The sequence below is a fragment of the Paenibacillus sp. PastF-3 genome (assembly GCF_029893135.1).
In the GTDB taxonomy this organism is placed as follows: domain Bacteria; phylum Bacillota; class Bacilli; order Paenibacillales; family Paenibacillaceae; genus Paenibacillus_AQ; species Paenibacillus_AQ nitricinens.
The window spans coordinates 203,432-223,640 of record NZ_JARXWM010000008.1 but is presented as its reverse complement, the minus strand read 5'-3'; the positions used below and the strand labels follow the sequence as shown (position 1 = coordinate 223,640).

The 20,209-nt window shown below is 43.4% G+C and carries 17 protein-coding genes and 1 pseudogene; 16 read left to right on the top strand and 2 right to left on the bottom strand.

Going from position 1 to position 20,209, the window contains the following annotated elements:
* Positions 1-286: 286 nt before the first annotated feature.
* From M2444_RS18070 to M2444_RS18020, 11 genes and pseudogenes are all read left to right on the top strand, one after another.
* Positions 287-416 (top strand): annotated as a pseudogene (locus M2444_RS18070) (lactaldehyde reductase); the annotation flags it as partial.
* A 27-nt stretch (positions 417-443) separates the two neighbouring features.
* Positions 444-1,910: a rhamnulokinase gene (gene rhaB, locus M2444_RS18065; protein WP_094868870.1), complete on the top strand. Its 1,467-nt coding sequence runs from the start codon at positions 444-446 to the stop codon at positions 1,908-1,910.
* A gap of 38 nt (positions 1,911-1,948) precedes the next feature.
* Positions 1,949-3,205, top strand: a complete 1,257-nt coding sequence (rhaA, locus tag M2444_RS18060) for an L-rhamnose isomerase (RefSeq protein WP_094868871.1) — start codon at positions 1,949-1,951, stop codon at positions 3,203-3,205.
* Between the two features lie 49 nt (positions 3,206-3,254).
* Positions 3,255-4,100, top strand: coding sequence for a rhamnulose-1-phosphate aldolase (gene rhaD, locus M2444_RS18055; protein ID WP_280787672.1), 846 nt, complete (start codon positions 3,255-3,257; stop codon positions 4,098-4,100).
* A gap of 158 nt (positions 4,101-4,258) precedes the next feature.
* Positions 4,259-5,353, top strand: coding sequence for an NADH:flavin oxidoreductase (locus M2444_RS18050; RefSeq protein ID WP_280787671.1), 1,095 nt, complete (start codon positions 4,259-4,261; stop codon positions 5,351-5,353).
* A 275-nt stretch (positions 5,354-5,628) separates the two neighbouring features.
* Entirely contained in the window at positions 5,629-7,215 is a 1,587-nt protein-coding gene (gene miaB / locus M2444_RS18045; RefSeq protein ID WP_280787670.1) for a tRNA (N6-isopentenyl adenosine(37)-C2)-methylthiotransferase MiaB, read from the top strand.
* A 28-nt stretch (positions 7,216-7,243) separates the two neighbouring features.
* On the top strand, positions 7,244-7,693 hold the full coding sequence (locus tag M2444_RS18040; RefSeq protein ID WP_060623306.1) for a YlbF/YmcA family competence regulator: 450 nt from the start codon (positions 7,244-7,246) through the stop codon (positions 7,691-7,693).
* Positions 7,694-7,858: 165 nt separating this feature from the next.
* The gene (locus M2444_RS18035; protein ID WP_042128449.1) at positions 7,859-8,629 is read left to right on the top strand and encodes an NUDIX domain-containing protein; all 771 of its coding nucleotides are present in this window, start codon (positions 7,859-7,861) and stop codon (positions 8,627-8,629) included.
* A gap of 30 nt (positions 8,630-8,659) precedes the next feature.
* Positions 8,660-9,199 carry a cysteine hydrolase family protein gene (locus M2444_RS18030; protein WP_280787669.1) on the top strand — a complete coding sequence of 180 codons (540 nt, stop codon included), beginning with the start codon at positions 8,660-8,662 and terminating at the stop codon, positions 9,197-9,199.
* A gap of 52 nt (positions 9,200-9,251) precedes the next feature.
* On the top strand, positions 9,252-10,703 hold the full coding sequence (locus M2444_RS18025) for a nicotinate phosphoribosyltransferase (RefSeq protein WP_076283476.1): 1,452 nt from the start codon (positions 9,252-9,254) through the stop codon (positions 10,701-10,703).
* Between the two features lie 96 nt (positions 10,704-10,799).
* Positions 10,800-11,486 carry a DUF6273 domain-containing protein gene (locus tag M2444_RS18020; RefSeq protein ID WP_280787668.1) on the top strand — a complete coding sequence of 229 codons (687 nt, stop codon included), beginning with the start codon at positions 10,800-10,802 and terminating at the stop codon, positions 11,484-11,486.
* 95 nt (positions 11,487-11,581) lie between these two features.
* On the opposite strand, the gene M2444_RS18015 is transcribed toward M2444_RS18020, so the two are convergent.
* Both M2444_RS18015 and M2444_RS18010 read right to left on the bottom strand, forming a co-directional pair.
* On the bottom strand, positions 11,582-12,037 hold the full coding sequence (locus M2444_RS18015; protein ID WP_306440371.1) for a hypothetical protein: 456 nt from the start codon (positions 12,035-12,037) through the stop codon (positions 11,582-11,584).
* 224 nt (positions 12,038-12,261) lie between these two features.
* Positions 12,262-13,605, bottom strand: coding sequence for an amino acid permease (locus tag M2444_RS18010; protein ID WP_094875193.1), 1,344 nt, complete (start codon positions 13,603-13,605; stop codon positions 12,262-12,264).
* Positions 13,606-13,927: 322 nt separating this feature from the next.
* Here M2444_RS18010 and M2444_RS18005 point away from each other — a divergent pair, with 322 nt between their 5' ends.
* From M2444_RS18005 to M2444_RS17985, 5 genes are all read left to right on the top strand, one after another.
* Positions 13,928-14,938 carry a 2-oxoacid:acceptor oxidoreductase family protein gene (locus tag M2444_RS18005; RefSeq protein WP_094868878.1) on the top strand — a complete coding sequence of 337 codons (1,011 nt, stop codon included), beginning with the start codon at positions 13,928-13,930 and terminating at the stop codon, positions 14,936-14,938.
* 25 nt (positions 14,939-14,963) lie between these two features.
* Positions 14,964-17,270: a thiamine pyrophosphate-dependent enzyme gene (locus M2444_RS18000; protein ID WP_280787667.1), complete on the top strand. Its 2,307-nt coding sequence runs from the start codon at positions 14,964-14,966 to the stop codon at positions 17,268-17,270.
* Positions 17,271-17,427: 157 nt separating this feature from the next.
* Positions 17,428-17,910 carry a helix-turn-helix domain-containing protein gene (locus tag M2444_RS17995; protein ID WP_094875190.1) on the top strand — a complete coding sequence of 161 codons (483 nt, stop codon included), beginning with the start codon at positions 17,428-17,430 and terminating at the stop codon, positions 17,908-17,910.
* Positions 17,911-17,926: 16 nt separating this feature from the next.
* Complete coding sequence (locus tag M2444_RS17990; RefSeq protein ID WP_179281506.1) at positions 17,927-18,934, top strand: carcinine hydrolase/isopenicillin-N N-acyltransferase family protein; 1,008 nt, start codon at positions 17,927-17,929, stop codon at positions 18,932-18,934.
* Positions 18,935-19,027: 93 nt separating this feature from the next.
* A complete protein-coding gene (locus tag M2444_RS17985) occupies positions 19,028-19,732 on the top strand; it encodes a hypothetical protein (protein WP_280787666.1) in 705 nt (234 codons plus the stop codon).
* Positions 19,733-20,209 lie beyond the last annotated feature (477 nt).

Genomic DNA, 20,209 nt, shown 5'->3' with positions numbered 1-20,209 from the left:
GCATACGATGAAGAAGGAAATAATTCCCTTAGAGATTAGTCGAGTTAGTGTGATGCAAGGCCGGCCCAGCTGCTATTCAGAGGCCAGCCTGAGGCGCAGCAGCCGGAATACTGCGCTCTAGAATGCAGAGTAAAGTGATTAAACTTGGTGTTGATGAATTAACATTAGGAGGCTGGTCAAGAAATGAGCACACATGTGTTTTACGTTCCACCCGATCAATATTCGTGAGTAAATGGTGTATGCATTTTTCCTAGGCGGACTTGGTTATTTGCATGCGATGGTGCATCAGCTTGGAGTAGATGAGGTCGATCTTGATCTTTTAGCCAGAGAACTCCATGAAGGACGCTTGTGCACCGGGTAATCCTTTTATTCCTACGAAGGAAGAAGTCATTGCACTATTCAAAAAAATACTATAATTCATCCCTTACTTTAGGAGATTCTTTATGAATAATCATATCGCCGTGGATATTGGTGCCTCTAGTGGGCGGTTAGTACGCGGAATACTGCAAGAGGGCGTCCTCACCTTAGAGGAGCTTCATCGGTTTAGCAATCGTTTTGTAGAACAAGAGGATTCTTATTTCTGGGACATAGATTATTTATTCGAGCAGATTATTATAGGGCTTCAGAAAGCTAAGGGGCAAGGCATTACAGCGTGTACGCTGGGGATAGATACATGGGCTGTAGATTATGTTCTTGTGGATGCAGAGGGAACACGTATTCAAGAGGTTTACGCTTATCGTGATCGTAGAACCGATAAGGCTATGGATGAGGTAGCTAAGCATATTTCTCCTCAAACTATATATGAAAAGACTGGTATTCAACAGTTATCTTTTAATACGTTGTATCAGCTTTATGTTCACAGTGAAGAAGAAATAGCCCAAGCGGATCAAATCTTACTCGTGCCTGATTATCTGTATTTCAGATTAACGGGGTGCAAGATCAATGAGGTTACTAATGCATCTTCAACTCAGCTATTGAATCTAGAGAGTCGAGATTTCGATAATGACCTGTTGGATTTTCTGAATATTAAAAGAGATCAATTCGCTACATTGACTGAACCTGGAGTAATTATTGGCCCCCTCGATGAAGCACTATTTCAGGAATATGATCTTCCGGATTGCCAACTGATCTGTGTAGCCACACATGATACAGCTTCTGCAGTGCTGGGTGCCCCTCTTCAAAGGGACTCCGCGTATATCAGCAGTGGAACATGGTCATTGCTCGGTGTTGAACGAACTCAGCCACTCAATTCTATGATGGCCATGAAGGCCAATTACACCAATGAATGGGGCGCATACGGAACCTATAGATTCCTCAAAAATGTTATGGGCCTTTGGCTCATCCAAGAGGTTCGCAGGCTAATGGACGATCGTTATAGCTTTGCGGAACTAACAGAGCTTGCACATGGAGAAGAAGGCTTCCGGAGCCTGATCTCCTGTAATGATCCAAGATTTCTCAATCCTTCAAATATGATAGAAGAGATTCGTAATGCCTGCGCAGAGAGCGGGCAGCCTGTTCCTGAGACGCCAGGTCAGTTGGCTCGCTCTATTTTTGACAGCTTGGCATTAACGTACCTTACTTACTTGGAAGAACTAGAAGAATTAATAGAAAGCCGGATCGAGGTTCTGCAAATTGTGGGTGGAGGTGCTAACAACAGCCTGTTATGCCAACTGACTGCTGATGTTATAGGCAGAGAAGTTAAGGCTGGCCCAACGGAATCCACAGCACTTGGTAATCTAGTGGTGCAGATGATTAGCACGGGAAGCCTAACTGATATTAATGAAGCAAGAGATATTATCGCTGAATCATTTGAGATAAAGTCGTTCACACCGCGCCAGACCGCTCATCTTGAAGAAATTCTAATTCGCTGGAAAGAGCTTCAGTTGTCCAAAATACAACATCAAATCTAATTAAACTTACGCTATATGATTTTAGGAGGTACTACAGCATGGATCAGAGTATTATCACTAGCTATAATGAAGCCAAAAAATTATACGCAGCCCACGGGATTGATGTGGAGAACGTGCTGGAGCGGCTCGCGCAAATTAAGATTTCCATCCATTGCTGGCAGGGCGATGATGTACAAGGGTTTCTTTTTAAAGATAAAGAACTAAGCGGGGGAATAGCGGTAACAGGAAGTTATCCCGGCCGAGCTCGCACGCCAGATCAACTGCGTCAAGATTTAGAAAAAGCATTATCCCTTATTCCTGGTAAGCACAAAGTAAATTTACATGCGATCTATGCAGATACAGATGAAAAAGTTGATTTAGATGAATTGGAGCCACGCCATTTCCAATCTTGGGTAGACTGGGCGAAAGAGCAGGGGCTGGGCCTTGATTTTAACCCTACTTGTTTCTCACATCCTAAAGCTGCAGACGGTTTTACGCTAAGTCACTCTGACGAGAAGATTCGTAACTTCTGGATTAAGCATTGTAAGGCTTCGCGGACGATTGCTGAACATTTTGGTAAAGAGCTGGGGCAACCTTGCGTAACTAACTTTTGGGTGCCAGACGGATATAAAGATGCACCAGTCGATCGTTTAGCGCCAAGAGTGCGGTTAAAGGAGTCGTTGGATGAGATTTTCAGTGTGGAAATAGATCCTCTTTATAATATTGATGCTTTAGAAAGTAAATTGTTCGGAATCGGTTCTGAGAGTTATGTGGTTGGATCACATGAGTTCTACATGGGCTATGGTTTAACTCGCGGTAAAGCTATCTGTTTGGATGCCGGACATTTCCATCCTACGGAGATGATCTCAAATAAGCTATCTTCGATTCTTATGTTTAGCGAGCAGTTGCTGCTGCATGTAAGCAGACCCGTCCGTTGGGACAGTGACCACGTTGTAACGATGGACGACGAGCTGCTGGAAATTGCCCGTGAACTGGTGCGTGGGGATTTACTCTCCCGAACGAATATCGGACTCGATTTCTTTGATGGCAGTATTAATCATATCGCTGCTTGGGTGATTGGTACACGCAATACCATTAAGGCGTTACTTCGCGCAATGCTCGAACCGGTGGAAGAATTAAAGAGAATAGAGCGGATTGGTGATTACACTTCACGACTAGCGCTTACGGAAGAATTCAAATCGTATCCGTTTGGAGCCGTGTGGGATTATTATTGTGCATCACAAGATACATCCGTTCGGGAGCAATGGCTGGCGGAAGTGAAGAGTTATGAACAGGAAGTTCTGTCTGCAAGATAGAGTGCTAGAGTGGATGTGGAGAGCAGCATATACAAAGGAGAGATTGACAATGAGTACATCTGTTTTGGAATCCAAAGGGTATATTGCAAGTAGTGAGGCTCCATTTATTCAGGAAATGTCAGAGATTACCCGTCATATGTGGGAGCTTGGCTGGGATGAGCTGAATGGCGGTAATGTCAGCTATCTGCTGGATGAAAATGAGGTTGCTAAATATATTAACGTCCTAGAGCCACTACGCACCATTAAACTTACCTTCCCTGTAAAAGAATTAGCCGGCAAATACTTCATCGTGACAGGCTCTGGCAAGTATTTCAGAAATGTGATCAAAGACCCGGAAGCCAATCTCGGTGTGCTTCGTGTTAGTGCCGACGGTGAAAGCGTAGAAGTGTTATGGGGATTACGGAACTGGGCTGTACCTACAAGTGAATTGGCTTCACATTTCATGAGCCATATTGAGCGACTGAAGGTTGACCCTACGCACCGTATCGTATTGCATACACATGCTACGAATGTTATCGCGATGACCTTCACGCATGATCTGGATGAATTGAAGTTTACGAAGACGCTTTGGGAAATGTGCACAGAATGCCTTGTTGTTTTCCCGGATGGCGTTAGTGTCATTCCATGGATTGTTCCTGGCAGCAGTGAAATCGGCCGCGAAACGGCTAAGAAAATGAAGGATCACCGCCTAGTGATCTGGCCGCAGCACGGGATTTTCGGCACAGGCTCCACTATGGATGCCACTTTTGGTCTAGTAGAGACTGTTGAGAAGGCTGCTAAGATCTACAACTTGATTGGCGGAAGAGAAATGAAGCAAAAGATCACGGATCAGCAGCTGTGGGATTTAGCTAAGGCGTTCGGAGTAACTCCAAAAGCTGGTATTCTTGAGGGTTAAGAAGTTCGTAATAGGATAAAACCGGGCATTCGCAGATTTTGCGAGGTCCGGTTTTTATGATTTTTTCTTACATGAAGATCTTAAAATTTGCATTTCCCATCTTTTGGGTGGATAATAAGCTTACTTAAAGTTATCTAATAATTAAATGGAGGTAACATATGAATACTGAACTCTTATTCACACCTTTTCAAGTGGGGAATCTTACATTAGCCAACCGAATTGTCATGGCACCAATGACACGGGTATACTCTCCGGATGGTGTACCAGGGGGTAATGTTGCCGCGTATTATCGCAGACGGGCAGAGGGTGGAGTAGGATTGATTGTTACCGAGGGCACAGCCATTAATCATCCTTCGGCAGTCAGCCACGCCAATATCCCCAATCTACATGAAGAAGCGGCTTTAGAGGGCTGGAAGCAGGTGGTAGAAGAAGTTCACGCAGCTGGAGGTAAGATCATCCCCCAATTATGGCATGTGGGAATGGCGCGGACTATAGGGGAAGGCCCTAATGTTGAAGCCCTTCCTATTGGCCCTTCTGGTTTGAATTTAGCAGGGGAACCTGTGACAGAGCCGCTGACTACAGCTGAAGTTGAAAGCTTAGTCTCAGCATTTGCTCAAGCAGCAGCGAACGCTAAAAAAGTGGGTTTTGATGGCATTGAGATTCACGGCGCACATGGGTATCTGATAGACCAGTTCTTCTGGGAAAGAACGAACAAACGTACCGATCGATACGGTGGTGATTTGGCAGGTAGAACAACATTTGCTGTTGAGATCATTGAAGCGTGCCGTAAAGCGGTTGGGCCAGATTTTCCGATCGTGTTACGCTTCTCTCAATGGAAATTGGGTGCCTATGATGAGAAGCTGGCAAAAAATGCAGCTGAGCTCGAAAGCTTCCTGACCCCACTTAGCAATGCTGGGGTGGATATTTTCCACTGCTCCACTCGTCGCTTCAGTCAACCTGAATTTGAGGGATCTGAACTAAATCTGGCGGGATGGACTAAGAAGATTACTGGGAAGCCATGCATTACAGTGGGCTCTGTTGGCTTACAAAGTGACTTTTTCGCAGAAGATAAAGCTCAGAAGCCAGAAGATAACATAGATGAATTGCTGGAAAGAATGGACCGTGAAGAGTTTGATTTAGTGGCAGTTGGCAGAGCACTTATTAGCGATCCGGCTTGGCCTGCCAAAGTTCAAAGTGGAGCTATAGACGAGATTATTCCGTTCACTCCGGACGCTACTAAATCACTGTACTAATGCTTGTTGAACACAGCATGGCATTTTTTTGTGTAAGAGACCGTTTATCTGTTTCAATAGGATAATATCTGCTTATATTACAAGCATACCCCCCCCTTTAATATAATGGAATTTGACCCTGCCAATCGTTGGCGGGGTATTTTTTTGTAGAGAAGAACTATTCTATTCCGTCATTCAAAGGTCGGGTACTTCTAACTTAGCCCAGCAATATGTTATAATTTTAAATTAGCAAAGTATAAAAATAATTGTTTAACAATAGAGGACGTGAAAACAGCATGACTAAGGGGAACCATAACTCACCGGACTTAAAATCCGGCAAGGGTTCTAAAGATTATTCGAGATATTTTGATTTTAGCGACGCTAAGGTGATTAGTGAAGAAGAAGGTAAGATTACTTACCGGATTAAAGGAAGAAATGTGCAAATTAATAGCCAGCCTGATTACAAAGAAGGAAAACGGCGTGGCAAGGAAGAAATAGAAGTGCATTATGATTTCCAGATTCCTGAAGAAATGCAGAATTTCGGAGTAGACAAATATTATCATATTACGACTTATGGCTGCCAAATGAATGAGCATGACACGGAAACGATGAAAGGCCTATTAGAACAGATGGGCTACAAAAGCGTTGATGATCGGAATCATGCGGATCTCATTCTGCTCAACACTTGTGCCATTCGTGAGAATGCCGAGGATAAAGTATTTGGAGAGCTTGGTCATCTTAAGAACTTGAAGATTGAAAAGCCAGGTCTTTTGCTGGGCGTGTGTGGCTGCATGTCGCAGGAGGAAGGCGTTGTCAATCGGATTATGTCTAAGCATGGATTCGTGGATATGATCTTTGGTACGCATAATATTCACCGTCTGCCCCATCTCATTAAAGAAGCTGTATTCAGTAAAGAGCTTGTAGTGGAGGTATGGTCTAAGGAAGGCGACATTATTGAGAACTTACCGAAGAAACGTGAAGGTATGCGTGCTTGGGTAAACATCATGTATGGCTGTGATAAGTTCTGTACGTACTGTATCGTACCTTTTACACGGGGAAAAGAACGAAGCCGCCGTCCGGAAGACGTCATTGCTGAAGTAAGAGAGCTAGCGCGTCAAGGATTCAAGGAAGTGACTTTGCTAGGGCAGAACGTAAACGCATATGGTAAGGATTTTACAGACATCGATTACACCTTTGGTGACCTAATGGATGATATGCGTTTAATTGATATCCCGCGTATCCGCTTCATGACCTCGCATCCACGTGATTTTGACGATAAATTGATTGAAGTACTCGGCAAAGGCGGCAACCTGGTGGAGCATATCCATCTACCGGTTCAATCGGGAAGTACTGCCGTACTTAAGAAAATGAGTCGCAAATATACTCGTGAAGTTTATCTGGAATTAGTTCGTAAGATCAAGCTAAGTGTGCCTAATGCGGTATTAAGTACCGATATTATCGTTGGTTTCCCTGGAGAGACTGATGAACAATTTGAAGATACCCTATCGCTAGTGCGCGAGGTTGGGTATGATATGGCATATACGTTCATTTATTCACCTCGTGAGGGTACCCCTGCAGCAGCTATGGAGGACAATGTACCGATGTCAGTGAAGAGCGAACGTCTGCAAAGACTCAATGATCTCATTAAAGAGAATAGTCGGATCATTAATGACCGTATGCTAGGTGAAGTCGTCGAGGTACTGGTAGAAGGCGAGAGTAAGAATAACTCGGAAGTCCTTTCTGGCCGTTCCCGTGCGAACAAGCTGGTCCATTTTGAAGGTTCGAAGGAGCTTATTGGCACCTTTGTAAAAGTGAGAATTACAGATACCAAAACATGGTACATCAAAGGGGATATTGTGGCAGAAGCTGCTGCTGTTCATTAATCATCACATACGAATGGGGAGATGGCTTGTGAGTACAGAGGAACAACGTTTGAATAAATATGGGATGAAGACTTATAATACCCGTGACTTGATCGTACGCGAGGATATTATGGGTAAAGCTAAAGAACTAGCTTCATTGATCTCGACAAGTGAAGAAGTAAAGCATTTTCAGCAGGCTGAGCAAAAAATCCTGAACCACGAGCGGGTTCAAGGTCTAATTGCAACGATTAAGAAAAAGCAGAAGGAGATTGTCGCCTTCGAAAGCTTTAATAATAAAGATATGGTAGCCAAGATCGAGCGTGAAATTGAAGTGTTGCAGGATGAAATTGACGGCATTCCAGTCGTGAACGAATTTCAACAGAGCCAGAGTGACATCAATTATCTTCTCCAGCTTGTCATTTCCGTGATTAGAGATACGGTTTCGGAAAAAATAAATGTGGAAGCCGGCACCGAAGCGCCTCCGACCACATGCGGATAACCCACACTCAGTTTAGGGGGCGGATGCAGATCCGCCCCTTTAAGTTTTACACTATACATAATCCTAATCTTTCTAAGTCCAGTTGTTGATTTTAGAAGTTAAGGTTTGGTACATTTAAAGATACGAATTAGTAAAATTATAGCTTCGGAAAAGGATGGGGCAAATATGAGCGAAAATGGGGAACAAACCTATAACGCCAAAAAATATCGTACACCGGACGGAGTTCCGGCCGACATCGTAATGTTTACACTGACCAAACGCGAACGTAAGACGGTCACGAAGACGCTTCCCTTACGTGAGCTTAAGGTAATGTTAATTAGACGAAAGAAATGGCCATGTGCTGGAATGTGGGCTCTCCCAGGCGGATTCTGTCAGGAGGATGAGTCCATTTATGCTGCGGCTACACGTGAACTCAAAGAAGAGACGGGTGTAGATGGCGGTCATTTGGAATATCTGGGTGTTTACAGTACACCAGGCCGCGACCCTCGCGGATGGATCATCAGTCATGCTTTTTTTGCACTTGTAGAAGAATGGATGTTGGAGCAGAGACAAGCTTCGGATGATGCTGGCGAGGTAGGTTTATTTACGTTGCAGGAAGCACTTGAAGAGCTGGAGCTCGCTTTTGATCACCATGATATCATCAAGGATGCATACTTGCGAATTCAACAACAAATGCTTCAGACTACGATCGCAAGACAGTTTTTACCTAGACATTTTACTCTCAGTGAGCTCTATCAAGTCATTCAAACGGTAGTGCCGGAATTTAAGGAACCGAATTTTATTCGTAAAATCACTTCAACACGTAGCCGTCAGGGTATATTAAAAGAAGTAAGAGATGAAGAGGGAAATGCGCTTAGTTCAAATCAATACTCCCAGCGTCCAGCTCAGCTCTATATGTTCACAGATCATGAGCCTTTGTTATCCATCTACACGTAGTGGTTTAAATCAGGAGAGGGGATTCATCTCATGATAGCACTAATAGTGATCGACTTTACGAATGATTTTGTCAACGGAAATCTGCCGGTGGGTCAGCCAGCCGTAGATATCGAGCCTAGAATCAGCCAATTAACGTCGGAGTTTGCCCAAAATGGCGATTATGTCGTTATGGCCGTGGATTTACATGAAGAGCAAGACCCTTACCACCCGGAGAGCAAACTATTTCCTCCTCATAATATACGCGGAAGTGAAGGACGTGAGTTGTTCGGAAGTTTGAAATCTGTGTATGAGCACAATCGAGGTTCTATTTATTGGATGGACAAAACGCGTTATAGCGCTTTTAGTGGAACGGATCTGGAAATTAAGCTGCGGGAGCGTGGCATTACTGAACTTCATTTAATTGGTGTCTGTACAGATATTTGTGTACTGCACACCGCAGTGGATGCATATAACAAAGGATTTGCAATTATTGTGCATGAAGATGCAGTTGCCAGCTTTAATCCAAATGGACATACTTGGGCGTTAGAACATTTCCGGGGAAGTTTAGGAGCAGACGTTGTTAAGGCATAATACTAGAACAAAACATACACATATAGCAGCGTAGATATTAGGAGATGAGGACTTGAGAAGAGAACTTGCACTACATACGGATAAGTATCAGATCAATATGATGTACGCTCACTGGGTGAACGGAACGCATAAACGGAAGGCTGTATTTGAAGCTTATTTCCGTAAGCTACCTTTCGGTAACGGCTATGCTGTTTTCGCTGGGTTAGAGCGTATTGTTGGATATATCGGCGGTTTGCGGTTTACTGAAGATGATATCCGTTACTTGTCTGAGCAAGAAGAGAACTATGCGCCAGCTTTTTTGGAGGAACTGTTGCAGTTTCATTTTCAGGGAACCGTTCATTCGATGAAAGAAGGCGCATTGATTTTTCCAGATGAGCCATTAATCCGTGTGGAAGGGACAATTATGGAGGCTCAGCTGGTGGAGACAGCCATTCTGAACTTCATGAACTACCAGACGTTGATCGCTACTAAGGCTTCACGAATTAAACAGGTGGCTCCGAATGACATCTTGCTGGAGTTCGGTACCCGGCGTGCGCAAGAAGCTGATGCAGCGGTGTGGGGGGCTAGAGCGGCCTATATTGGCGGCTTTGATGCTACTTCCAACATGCTGGCAGGCAAAATGTTTAGTATTCCAACCAAGGGAACACATGCACATTCCTGGGTCCAGAGCTTTGGCAGCGAGCAGGAGGCTTTTGATGCCTATGCTAAGGTGATGCCGGACGAAGTTACACTATTGGTCGACACCTTCGATACACTCCGTAGTGGGGTGCCTAATGCAATCAATACGGCCAAGAAGCTTGAGGCTCAAGGTAAAAAAATGGTCGGTATACGTTTGGATAGCGGTGACTTGGCTTATCTATCCCGTCAAGCGCGTAAGATGTTGGATGATGCTGGTCTGGACTATGTGAAGATAGTCGCTTCCAACGATTTGGATGAGAACACGATCATGGATCTGAAGCTGCAAGGCGCAGCAATTGATACTTGGGGTGTGGGTACACAACTGATCACCGCCTCGGACCAACCCTCTCTGGGTGGTGTCTATAAGCTGGTGGAAATTGAGTCCGCTACTGGAGAAATGATCCCGACAATCAAGATTTCTTCGAATCCTGAGAAAGTATCCACGCCTGGCAAGAAGGACGTATTCCGGATCATCGGTAAAAATGGCAAAGCACTTGCGGATTATATCTGTTTCCCAGAAGAGGAAGCTCCGCGTAACGGTGCACGTTTGAAGCTGTTTAATCCGCTCCATCCATACATGCATAAGTATGTTGAGCGTTACGAGGCATTGCCTATGCTAGAACCTATTTACGTTAATGGATTTCAAGTGTATACTTTGCCGGATTTGAATGAGGTTCGCCGTTATCATCGGGAGCAAAAGGATCTATTCTGGCCGGAGTATCAACGTAAGTTAAATCCCGAGGTATATCGGGTGAATTTAAGTGAAAAGGTCTGGACTAGCAAGCAGCAGTTAATCGCTGAGCATATACGACCGGATATAGAGTAGTTTTTGCAGGAGCAATTCTGTCAACAGTGTTAACGCGGGAGAGTGAAGTACCCGCGTTTTTTTGTTTTTTCGGGAGCAAATAAGGAGGAGAACCTGATGGACAAGGCTAAGCATGCTTTTACCTCGAACATGAACTTTAAGCCGGGCGAAATCATTACTTTCGGCACGTATTCACAATCGAAGGATGGTAAAGAACTGCCGATTGAATGGCGAATTCTACATAACTCAGGTAGTGAACTGTTTGTTTTGAGCGAGTACATTTTGGAATGCAAGAGGTATCACGGCAAGAGCGCAGATATTAAATGGCGTGATTGCGTGGATATTACGTGGCACGAAAGTGATTTACGAGAGTGGTTGAACGATGAATTCTATCAAACCGCATTCAATGCTGCCGAGAAGGAATTAATAAAGACGACTCATTGCACAGACAACGGAGAGGGTACCCCTGATACAGAGGACAACGTTTTTTTGCTTAGTGTTGAGGAAATAAAGGCATTCTCAGAGATACATGGCAAAGAACTACGGCGTGCGGTTGGCACGGAATTTGCTAAAATGAAAAAGTCCGATGGATGCAGCTTATACGTATATGATAAAACGGATAAAGATAACTATATCATCAAAGACGGCGAAGAGACTGGTTGCTCCTGGTGGTGGCTGCGAACACAGGGAAACAAACCTTCACGTGCTTTTTTTGTCGGTCCGAGCTGTAGCATTCGCAGCTATGCGAATGTTAGTGTAGCCCGTGACGGCGTGCGCCCGGCTTTGATAATTAATCTTCCATGATCAAAAAAATTGGTCTAGAATGTATACATTTAAAAGAGGCGTATCCCACTCTTCGCTAATGTGAAGAGCAAGGGATATGCCTCCCATTCTAATAACTACAGTCCGATAAACATATTTCTGCTAAACGGCCCCCAGTTTGCCCCTGTATACCCGGATCTCCCTTCTAAATTAACAAAACAAGGGAGCAAGATATAAAGAACACCCATAGTAGCATTCGTATTGAAGGTCATAACAAATCTCATTTTTGAATTATCAATTGCAGCTATCATTCCCTTATCAGCACGAATCGTATTCTCTCTAGTAAGAGCCTCTCCCATTCCTACACTTGCTATGTCATTTGGATTTGGCATATTACTTCTTATCCAATAATTCGAAATATTTGTTGCTGATGCTAAATCCGCAGGTTGATCGTAAGTAACTAAAATTTGATTCATAGCAATTTGTCTTGCCTCTACGACGACAGGATGAGACATCACCATTTCTCTTTCGTCAACAGTTGTATTTCTCATCCCATTGGGATAAATCGAAGTAGGATTATTATACATAGACATTTCTGGTCCCCCCATTATTAATTACAATAGTCATTTGTCACGAGACATTGTATGTAAGGGAGTCATGATTAGTGTTAAATAAATAAATATACAAAAAAAGCAAGGGAGAGTAATGTAAACGCGTGGCTGAATGGCAACAATTAAAAGAGGCGCATCCCTCTCTTCGCTATTGTCGAAGAACAAGGGATACACCTCTTTTTGATACATCAGTCCTAGCTAATACTTTAGTTCTTTTTCTTGAATTTTACGAACGACCAAATCGTTAGCATCAACAGGACTCCTAAACAGGTGCCTATGCTGATACGGTTCTGGGCATCAAAGAGAAAGGAAACCGCAATAATAGTTAAACATGCAAGTGTAATAGCAGTTATATAAGGGAATCCCCATACCTTAAAGGTTGGTTCTTTCGGATAGGATCTTCTCAGCTTAAGCTGTGACATACAAATACTGATCCATACGAGAATAACTACAAAGCCTGGAACAGCCATTAGTAAACGGAACAGTCCATCCTGTGCGAAGTACGCTAACAATGAACCGATAACAAGAACAACGGCACAGAGCTTGAGACTGTTGATGGGTACACCTTTTGCAGAGGTTTTTGCTAAGCTGCGTGGTGCTTCGCCCTGTGACGCCATAGAGTGCAGCATCCGGGTGGCGCCATAGATTCCAGAATTGGCAGCAGAGAGTACCGCTGTAATCAAAATGAAGTTCATAACGTGATCGGCACCCTTAAGTCCTGTAGCGGCTAACACCTGAACAAACGGGCTTGTATGCTCATTCAGTTGATTCCAGGGAATTAATCCGCAGATGATTAAGATCGGTAAGGTATAAAACAGAATGACGCGCAGAATGAAGCTTTTGACAACCTTAGGTAAGACCTTTTCTGCATCCTGAGTTTCTGTCAAGGTTAGCCCAATCAACTCTGACCCGCCGTATGAGAACATGACGACAAGTAGTGCAGAGAAGATGGGGGTCCATCCTCGTGGGAGAAATCCACCATAGTCCGTAAAGTTGTGTAAGTATGGAGTAGCTTCCGTCATTGGCAATAGCCCAAAAATCAATGAGCTTCCTAAGATAATGAAGATGATGATCATAGCAATTTTGATACCGGCTAACCAAAACTCCGTTTCTCCGTAACCACCTACACTCATCATGTTGATGCCGATAATTAAAGCGCCACTTGCTAGACTAAGCAGCCATAATGGAACATCCGGTAACCAGTATTGTAAGAAGCTTCCTGCTGCCAGTATTTCAATTACACAGACGGTCAACCACATAAAGCAATATAACCAACCCACGATAAAGGAGAGTCGTTCTCCAAAAGCTTCACGAATGAAGTCCTTCATGTTCCTATTCGGGTACACCGTAGCCATTTCGGCTATTGCTCCCATGACCACTAAGAGTAGCAAGCCTGCTAATACATAAGTAAGAATAACCGCAGGTCCGGCAATGCTTATGGTCTCAGAACTCCCTTTAAAAATCCCCGTACCGATTACTCCGCCCATCGCCATAAAGCTGATATGCCGAGGAAGCAATTTCTTCTGTAATGATGCTTCGTTTGACTTCACAATTAATGCCTCCTAAGCTGTCTTCGAAAAATTACACCAAGCATCAGTTTATCCTGAAATGGACTAGTTGAAAAGTAAAAATAACACACATTTTTATAAAGAAGGCTGTCTTTTCACTGGAGTGTGATATTTATCATGAAGAATGTGATGAATTTAACATCTTAATTTTTAATTTTATTGCTAAATAAAAGTAGCTAAATAAGTTTAGGTAACACATGGAAAATGCAAGATTTGTCACTTCGCGACTTGCAAAATCAAGATACAATCTTTGAAAAAGTCATAAGGATATTATACGGATGACATTCTGAAAGGGGCTATGTCGGTGGTACAGTTACCAAAAGTGAACGAACTCGGATTTTTTGAGATTCGTCTGGAATCAATTGGAGGGCTAGGCGCGAACTTAGCTGGTAAAATGCTTGCAGAAGCAGGAGTAGTCGGAGCTGGAATGAATGGAGTGAGTTTCTCATCCTATGGTTCTGAGAAAAAGGGATCAGCGGTAAAAGCGCATATCCGTTTTTGTGATTTGAACACGCATATTCGCGACACTTCACCGGTAGAACGACCACATGTCGTAGGAATATTCCATGAAGCGTTGGCTAAAACCGTCAACGTGACTAGCGGAATTTATGATCATAGTACAGTGCTTGTGAACTCAGCCAAGTCACCGGAGGAATTGAAGTCTTCTCTAAACATGATGGCTGGAACTATTGCCGTTGTTGATGCTACCACGATCGCATTAGATGAGAAGAATCGCGTAAACATGGCGATGTTAGGCGCGTTGTTCCGGATGTGCGATTTCTTGGATCCTGAAATTATGAAGGGTGTTATCGAGAAATCTCTTGGCAAAAAATATCCGCAGGCTGTTCAATCCGCATTAACTACTTTCGAACGTGGCTTTAATGAGGTTACTTTCATGCATTTTCCATTGCCTGAAGGTGCGATTATGCCTGAGTTCGTCCGGTCCGATATTTCGGCCTTAGGTTATGAAACACAGCCGATCGGGGGTACCATTACAAATCCTGGCAGCAGCTTTTTAAAGAATCTCAGCATTTCAAGATCCGGTTTATTGCCTCATTTTAAATTAGATGATTGTATTCATTGTGCGCAGTGCGATACGGTATGCCCTGATTTATGTTTTGTTTGGGAGGAGCAACCGGATAAGAAGGGACGTCCGCAAATGTTCCTGCAAGGAATCGATTATCAATACTGCAAAGGCTGTCTGAAATGCGTAGAAGCTTGCCCTACAACGGCATTGTCTGGCGAGCGCGAGGAAGATGGCTACGCAGAGAGCCATACGGTCCGGCATATTTTCGATCTCGTTACTCAGGCCTAATATACGGAGGAAAGGTGGAACATACGTGGCTATTGATTATGAAAAAGAAGTAAGTTCTACGAAGGTAGAACAGAAATTCCTATATGAATCCGGCAATGAAATGGCAGCTTATGCTGCTCATCAGATTAATTATCATGTCATGGGTTATTTTCCGATCTCCCCATCGACAGAAGTGGCTCAATTTCTTGATACGATGAAAGCGAACGGCCAGCATGATATTATGCTTATTCCATCAGATGGGGAGCATAGTTCTGCTGGAATTTGTTATGGCGCTTCGACGGCTGGCGGTCGTGTATTTAATGCTACAAGTGCCCAAGGATATATGTTTATGCTTGAGCAATTGCCGGTACAAGCTGGTACACGGATGCCTATGGTTATGAATTTGATCTGCCGCTCGATTTCCGGTCCGCTTAATATTCACGGTGACCATTCTGATTTGTACTTTGCGCTGAATACGGGCTGGCCGATACTGATGTGCCGTGATCCACAATCCGTTTATGATATGAACCTGATGGCATTAAAGCTTGCTGAACACGCCAAAGTACGTCTTCCAGTAATGGTAGCTTCAGACGGTTATTTTACTTCTCACCAGAAACGTCGTGTACAGGCATTTGCACATCGTGAGGATGTTCATAATTTCGTTGGGCCACAACCTCCGGTGGGCTTTACGGATACATTGGACCGCAATAATCCGGTTACTGTAGGTCCGTACATGAATGAACCTGACTACATCAACAACCGTTATCAGCAGTCGGTAGCCATGTATAATGCGGGTGAAGTCTTCGAAGAGATTGCGAAGGAATTCGCTGAATTGACTGGACGACACTATCCTATGATCGAAGAGTATCGGATGGAAGATGCGGAAGTAGCCGTATTCCTGATGAACTCTGCCTCAGAGATCATTAAAGATGTTGTAGATCAGCTTCGTTTGCAAGGGATCAAAGCAGGTGCAATTTCGCCGAATATGATACGTCCTTTCCCGCAGAAGCAAATTGCGGAAGCGCTGAAAAATGTAAAGGCAATCACCGTAGGCGACCGTGCAGATTCGGTTGGTGGTCACGGCGGTAATATGGTAAATGAGATCAAGGCAGCACTGTTCACCTATGGTAACACTACTACAAAGGTCATTAGCCGTATTTACGGGTTGGGCGGTAAGGACTTCTACGCAGAAGATGGTCATGCGTTCTTTGAATTGGCACTAGATGCTGTTGCTGCAAACCGTGTTGAAGTACCGTTTGACTACTATGGTCACAATCCAGGTACGCCGGACAAAGCGCCACAGCGTCTATTGAAGCCGATGAACTTTGATGCGTTGAAGACAGGGTTAATTACGGTTAAACAGGATGAAGCTACAGGGAAATTAAGTGTGCGAATACCCCCACTGCGCAGCTTGACGAAGAAACCTAAACGGCTGGCACCTGGTCATGGCGCATGTCCGGGCTGTGGGATTTTCTCAGGGCTGGAGACGTTCTTCAAAGGGATCGAAGGGGATATCGTTGCTCTGTATCATACAGGGTGTGCCATGGTAACAACTACAGGATATCCATATTCTTCTCATAAATCTACGTTTATTCATAACCTATTCCAAAATGGTGCTGCTACCTTATCTGGTGTGGTAGAAATGTTCTGGGAACGCAAACGCCGCGGTGAATTGGACGGACTTGGACTTCAAGACGACTTTACATTTGTAATGGTAACGGGTGATGGTGGTATGGATATCGGAATGGGACCTGCGATTGGGGCTGCACTACGCGGTCACAAAATGATTATCGTAGAGTACGATAATGAAGGTTACATGAATACAGGGGCTCAGCAGTCCTATTCAACACCATTGGGTCACCGTACTTCTACTTCCAGCATAGGTAAGAATCAGCAAGGTAAAGTTACACAGCATAAGGATACTGCTCAAATTATGGCAGCTACTAACATTCCATATGTCTTTACAGGTTCTGAAGCTTACCCGCAGGATCTTGTGAAGAAAGCGGCAAAAGCACAGTGGTACGCTCAGAATGAAGGATTAGTGTACGGTAAAATCCTGATCGCCTGTCCGCTGAACTGGATGTCGGAAGATAAAGAAGGCACCAACATCGTCTCGCTGGCTGTTGAGTCTTGCTTCTTCCCACTGTATGAAGTAGAACACGGTTCTACGAATATTACGTACAATCCAGAGGACAAAGGCAAACGTGTTGAGCTCTCAGCTTGGCTGAAGACCATGGGCAAAACCCGTCACTTACTGAAGCCTGAGAATGAGCCGGCTTTACGCAGCTTCGAGGCAGAAGTGGAGCGTCGCTGGAATCGTCTGAAAGCAAAACATGAGCATCCTGATTTGTAAAAGATAATGATGAAATGAATAACCCGACAGATTTCTCTGTCGGGTTATTTTATATATAACTGTATAGAACAGATGTACGGTTGACATAAAATACGTCAAAATGTAAGATGGGTTTAATTGGATTAGACATATTTTATGTCAATAAGGAATGGTGATCATGGAAAGTAATACTACTGTATCTGCCCTAACAATTTTGCAATACCTTGCATTAATTCATCAAGTGACGTACACCAATGTATGCAGAGAAGTAGGGCTGACCCCGCAACAATTTAGTGATTGGGTCAAGAAACGTCGTCCTGTACCCAAAGAAAGACTGCAAGCATTGGCAGAATTTTTCAAAGTGGATGCTGATCTGTTGATTGATGAGAACAATTACTTGCTTGATCTAACACCAGAAGTGAAAATCGAGGTGCAAATTCTTTTTTTAACCCGGATGTTAAGGAATGAAGAGGAGAATCCGGAGAAGGAAGGCTATCTACAGAAATTGCAACAGCTGCAATGGGAAAAAAGAAAGCAGACCTTGATTACAAGATTCTCAGCCCTCTTAGATCAAAAGAATAAGCAGATTGAAGAGTTATGTTTAGCTTTTCTGGATCATATGGAAAATGAAAATAAAGAGGTTCTAAACAAGCTGCTATAAGAAAAGGGAGATGAACATGAGTACAACCTTCCATATGCTTAAAAATGAATTCAATAGAGTCTGTAAAAATCAAGATGTAATCTACGATGGAGTGTATCTTTTTACGAACCAAAGAGGTTTACAGAAGACTGCATTAATGATGCCTCCAGCTCAGCCCGCTTCTTGGATTTCTCAGTATGGAAGCCTAACCATCTCACAAATTGGAAAAGAAAATCCTAATGGGGGGATGAATGAAGCAGGGCTGGTGGTGGAGCAAACGACACTTTGGCAGACTAAATATCCTGCGGTGGATGAACGACCCGCTTTAGGTGAACTGCATTTTATTCAATATTTACTTGATACCTGTGCTACTGTTCAGGAAGCATTGGTAGCAGCTACGACGGTTCGTATCGATCAAAGCACTTCTAGTTTACATTATCTGTTGGCTGACCGGAGGGGCAATCAAGCGATTCTTGAGTTTTTAGATGGAAGGTTGGTTGTATATAAAGGCAAGCTTTCCATGCCTATTATCGCTAATACAGTGTATGAGGAAGCTGTACAGGAGATTCAGAGGGTGGATTTCAAGGGCTGGGAAGATCGGGATGCTTATGAACAGAATTCACTGGATCGCTATAAGATTGCCTATGAAGCATTAAGCACATTAGCGGAGCAAACGCCTGACACGGATTTTGCATTTAAAGTACTTGCCGCAGCACGGCGCGAGGATACTGTGTATAGCCTGGTATACGATCTGAATCAGCTACAGATAGAGGTGATGACTCAGCGAAACCAAGAAAGAATTAAGATTCGTTTAGAGGACTTTGATTTTTCTGTAAAGGGGCCAGCTCAAGCTGCTAACCTACAAAAGCTGCGTGCAAACCACGAAAGAGCCCAGTTCGAGAATTACTCAGCTGATTTTAATCATAAAGCAGTCCAATCCTTTTTTAGAGATCCGGTTTTGACTTCCGTTTTTAGATGGGAGATCTCTGATGACATGATTCAATTTGTAGCCAATTATCCGGATTCTTTTATAAGGACTGAGTAATAATTGGGTTGTAAGACATGCTGGGAGTCCTCTTGGTACCCCCTTGGATGTGGTATTATATGGAGAATGTAGGAGAGAGGAGGACTGATTTTATTGAGCTGGATCTTTTGGATTTGTTTTATTGTTTCATTACTAGTGTCCTATTGGGATCAGCGAAAAACATTGAGATTAAAGGATTGGGCGTTAATTATTGGAGCCTTTTTACTTTGTGAGTTCTACATCAATTTGTTCGGCTTACTGATTCCTGTGGGCTTTTTTATTGCATTAATTTATATGTATAAAAAGAAGCAGTTTCTTTTCTCGAAAGCGCTTATTTTTGGGTTAATTAGTGTCTGTGTTATTTTCTATGGCCCTAAGATTAGTTTGAATGAAATCCATGAGCTAACGAAGGCTAATAAATATACTGAGCAATTTAATCAGATTAAATCCGTTTCACAATTTTCCGTCGAATCAGATATGAATGGAGTTCTTAAGGCGGCTGCGAGTCAATTGAAAGAAAAGAATCCAAAGTCAGAAATACCTGTAGAGGATCCTCATGTTGCCTTCAGTATATGGGTTCTCCAGCATAGAAATGTAGCAATTAAGGATTTAGATTGGTTATGGTATGAGGCTCCGTTAGAATTACATTATTATTGGCAATCTAACCGCCCAGATCAGCGGGTTACATTGGAATACGTTATTTTTAATGAGGTTGGATACATGGGTGTTTTTGAAAGGAAAAATGAAAAAGAACCCTATCATCTCCGAACGATCTATGAGTTTGACCGCCTTAAAGCATGGTCTCCGATGATACCCTGACTCTGAGTTTAACAAAGATAAATCATGAGTACCGATTCACGACCCCAAATGGAATTTTATTCTCATGGTCATCCAAACCTTTCGCTAGACAAAAGAAAACTGCAATTACGGCTTGACCCCCTTAATCTGTAGTCCGCCACGTTTCATATAAAGATGTACTTTTTGCAGGTTTATTCGACATTTTGTCTTTTACAGTGAGCGATTAGTTAAACGGAAGTATCTTCGAGTTACATTGTGCTGCTGTTTGACTTCTGATCGATCCTTTCTTTGAAAAAACAAGCCATTTTATTTTCAGAGGCTTGCTTTTATAGCTGTGCTATCGTGAATCACTAGAACAAATTCCAGTGGCCCTTAACTCTAGCATATTGTTCTGTCTTAACTAATAGATAACGGGTAGAGATCACTGTCCCTGCGCTTCCCGCGATTGGTGCTCCGGTTGATAGAAGACATACAGACTAGATAAACGATCCATTTTGT

Coding starts and splice junctions, on each gene's coding strand:
- M2444_RS17990 (WP_179281506.1), top strand. CDS start 17,927: ATGAGTACAACCTTCCATATGCTTAAAAATGAATTCAATAGAGTCTGT.
- rhaA (WP_094868871.1), top strand. CDS start 1,949: ATGGATCAGAGTATTATCACTAGCTATAATGAAGCCAAAAAATTATAC.
- M2444_RS18035 (WP_042128449.1), top strand. CDS start 7,859: ATGAGCGAAAATGGGGAACAAACCTATAACGCCAAAAAATATCGTACA.
- M2444_RS18050 (WP_280787671.1), top strand. CDS start 4,259: ATGAATACTGAACTCTTATTCACACCTTTTCAAGTGGGGAATCTTACA.
- M2444_RS18015 (WP_306440371.1), bottom strand. CDS start 12,037: ATGTCTATGTATAATAATCCTACTTCGATTTATCCCAATGGGATGAGA.
- miaB (WP_280787670.1), top strand. CDS start 5,629: ATGACTAAGGGGAACCATAACTCACCGGACTTAAAATCCGGCAAGGGT.
- M2444_RS18020 (WP_280787668.1), top strand. CDS start 10,800: ATGGACAAGGCTAAGCATGCTTTTACCTCGAACATGAACTTTAAGCCG.
- M2444_RS17995 (WP_094875190.1), top strand. CDS start 17,428: ATGGAAAGTAATACTACTGTATCTGCCCTAACAATTTTGCAATACCTT.
- rhaB (WP_094868870.1), top strand. CDS start 444: ATGAATAATCATATCGCCGTGGATATTGGTGCCTCTAGTGGGCGGTTA.
- rhaD (WP_280787672.1), top strand. CDS start 3,255: ATGAGTACATCTGTTTTGGAATCCAAAGGGTATATTGCAAGTAGTGAG.
- M2444_RS18030 (WP_280787669.1), top strand. CDS start 8,660: ATGATAGCACTAATAGTGATCGACTTTACGAATGATTTTGTCAACGGA.